Source organism: Polaribacter litoreus (assembly GCF_054584775.1).
Map to the genome: position 1 here is coordinate 1 of NZ_JBTLRD010000058.1, position 2,297 is coordinate 2,297.

Sequence of the window (2,297 nt, forward strand, 5' to 3'; positions counted from 1 at the left end):
TTGCTTTTTCGGGTTTTTCTTACGAAAAACCTCGGAAACGCTAAAGTTTTAGTTTAAATAGCTTTTTTTTCGCTAAATTTACGCAACAAATAATACACCAAAACGTTGTGTGCAATTAAAAAATCGTACGAAAAATGAATTTAAAAGAATTAATTGAAATTGTTAAATCCAATTTAAATATATTATCTTCTTTAGATAATCCAGATTTTAGAATAGAACAAGCTGAATTTTTTCCTGAAACTGGAAATTGGGAAATTATTGTGTCCTTTCTAGTAGAAAATACAAATCCAAAAATAAGTTCTCCTCTAATGGCTATGGCAACTCAATTCAAATATCATAGAACTTATAAAAAAGTTCTTATTAACAATGAAAAAGAAATTGTAGGCTTTTTTATGTATGAAAAAGAATGAAATTAATTGATACAAATGCTTTAATAGTTTTAATAATTGGCTTAATAGATCCAAGACTAATTAATAAACATAAACGAACTTCAATTTATGAGGAAAAAGATTTTGAGGATTTGATTTCTTTTGTTGGAGACTTTAATGAATTAGTAGTTTTACCAAACGTTTGGACAGAAGTTGATAATCTTTTGAATAATTTCAAAGGAAATAGAAAAACTGAATATATAGAGAAAATAACAAGTACAATAAAGTTAACAACAGAAAAAATTTTGGAAACAAAAATAGCAACTGAAAGCGAGACATTTTATGATTTAGGAATAACTGACTCCTTGTTATTCGAATATTCAAAAAAATGTGAATTGTTAATCACATCTGACTCTAGTCTATCAGATTATGCAATTGCGAATGGTGTGAAAGTTTTTGATTTAGTAAAAAACAGGAATGAAAGAATTTAAAAAACTGCACACAACACCGTGTAAAATTTATTGCTTTTTAAGGTTTTTCTGGCGAAAAACCTCGCAAGCATAAAAGCCTGGTTTTATTACTTATTTTTAGCTAAATTTACGCAACAAACCTTACACAACAACGTTATGCAAAATATAAAACAGCACTGAACTTACTAATAACAATACCTATGAAATTGAAACTTACACTACTACTTCTTAGTTTTTATCTCGTCTCCTTCAGCCAAGATTCCAATATGGATTTATTGGGAAAATTGTACGCATCTCAAGACTTTGATAAAACCATTGAAAAAGCAAATGAGTTTTTAAACGAGGACAAAACAAACCTAGATTACTTGCACATTCTTGGACGGGCAATGGCAGATAAAGGAGATTTTGAAAATGCAATCCCTATTTTGAATAAGTCTGCCAAAGACGACAACAATAATTTATGGAGAAAAGCATGGGCATTAGGCTATATTGGAACTTGCCAATTTATGCTTGGCAACCATGAGAAATCGGAAACCGCGCTTAGAGAATGTATTAACTTAAATGCTACAAAAAACGCAACTAGATACGCATACAAAAGAATTTACCTTTTTGGTTACGACAGTTTTTTTGATGACTGGGACATCATCGAATCCGACAATTTTCGGTTCTATTTCCAGAAAATGTCAGAGTCTAACAAAAAGTATTTTGTAGAATCTCGAGAAAAGTCGTTTAACGAGATTAATAAATTTTTCAAAAGCAAATTGCCTAAAAAAATTGACTTCTTTGTTTGGGATTCTCGTGAAGATGCAAAAAAAATACTTAAAGCCAATTTGGGATTTTCTAATCCACATAGTTGTATAATACACTCTCATTTCCAACAGACAAAAGGACATGAAATGACACATGTAATCTCTAATTTCATTGCTAAAAAATATAACAAGACCGAATTCATTAATGAAGGTACTGCAGTTTGTTTCGACCTTTCAAACCAAAACAAACAAAAGATGGTTAAAGAGTGGATTTCACAACAAGGCCAAAAGGTTGATATTAAAAAAATCTGGACAGACTTTAGGAAATATCCTGATGCTTTGACCTATCCCCTATCCGGACTTTTTGTTAGGGAACTGATCGACAAGTATGGTAACGACAAATTTCTAACCTTTTTCCCCGACCAGACATATGAAAATGCTAAAAACATTTATGGCAAAGAAATAGACGTATTTATAAACGATTTTGAAAATAAAATGAACAATTAAATACTTTGCATAACAATGTATATACAAAATAGGCGAAATAGTAGTAAATTCAAGGGTTGTAGCCCGCTTCAAAATTGTAACGGTTTGATAAGTTTGAAGCCCGAAATCGCCTACTTTGCATATACTAAACGTTAGCTAAAATTGTAATGAAAAACCAAAAAAGGAAAATATTTTTGATTTTATTCACTTTAGGAATTTTCTAT

3 protein-coding genes are annotated in these 2,297 nt (G+C 30.2%); all 3 read left to right on the forward strand.

All coding sequences use genetic code 11. From position 1 onward, the window contains the following. The first annotated feature begins 134 nt into the window (after window positions 1-134). The 3 genes from ACW9UN_RS17015 to ACW9UN_RS17025 all read left to right on the forward strand — a co-directional run bounded on the left by ACW9UN_RS17015 (window position 135) and on the right by ACW9UN_RS17025 (window position 2,094). Window positions 135-410 (forward strand): hypothetical protein, encoded by a 276-nt coding sequence (locus tag ACW9UN_RS17015; protein WP_459487565.1) that lies wholly within the window; start codon window positions 135-137, stop codon window positions 408-410. Beyond that, a complete protein-coding gene (locus ACW9UN_RS17020; RefSeq protein WP_459487566.1) occupies window positions 407-859 on the forward strand; it encodes a PIN domain-containing protein in 453 nt (150 codons plus the stop codon). Before ACW9UN_RS17015 ends, ACW9UN_RS17020 begins: the two co-directional genes overlap by 4 nt. A gap of 245 nt (window positions 860-1,104) precedes the next feature. After that, the gene (locus tag ACW9UN_RS17025; protein ID WP_459487567.1) at window positions 1,105-2,094 is read left to right on the forward strand and encodes a tetratricopeptide repeat protein; all 990 of its coding nucleotides are present in this window, start codon (window positions 1,105-1,107) and stop codon (window positions 2,092-2,094) included. Window positions 2,095-2,297 lie beyond the last annotated feature (203 nt).

What these genes read in the sequence shown, in the direction of transcription:
- ACW9UN_RS17020 (WP_459487566.1), top strand. Translation starts at nt 407, where the DNA reads ATGAAATTAATTGATACAAATGCTTTAATAGTTTTAATAATTGGCTTA.
- ACW9UN_RS17015 (WP_459487565.1), top strand. Translation starts at nt 135, where the DNA reads ATGAATTTAAAAGAATTAATTGAAATTGTTAAATCCAATTTAAATATA.
- ACW9UN_RS17025 (WP_459487567.1), top strand. Translation starts at nt 1,105, where the DNA reads ATGGATTTATTGGGAAAATTGTACGCATCTCAAGACTTTGATAAAACC.